Annotated in this window: 1 pseudogene; it reads right to left on the bottom strand. The window is 38.3% G+C overall.

From position 1 onward, the window contains the following. A pseudogene (locus ACFINF_RS09470) lies at window positions 1-311 on the bottom strand (phosphoribosylglycinamide formyltransferase); the annotation flags it as partial.

Here is a 311-nt window from a genome sequence, read left to right on the forward strand (position 1 = left end):
AGCACTCAGTGGTATCATCAGGATAGACTGGAACGGCTGCTTGGGCAAGAATTTTTCCAGCATCCATGTCTTCTGTGACAAGATGAACAGTACAACCTGAGATTTTTACGCCTGCTTGTAAAACTCTTTCATGCGTATTTAAGCCTTTAAATGAAGGTAAAAGAGAAGGGTGAATGTTTAAAATCCGCCCTTCATAAAGTTTTACAAAACGTGATGAAATAAGGCGCATATACCCCGCAAAGCAGAGAAAATCCGGTTTATATTGATCTAAAATCGTGAAAATATCTTCTTCATGTTCGTCTTTTGTTTTG

This window comes from Bartonella sp. TS25HLJMH, assembly GCF_042193505.1.
In the GTDB taxonomy this organism is placed as follows: Bacteria; Pseudomonadota; Alphaproteobacteria; order Rhizobiales; family Rhizobiaceae; genus Bartonella; species Bartonella grahamii.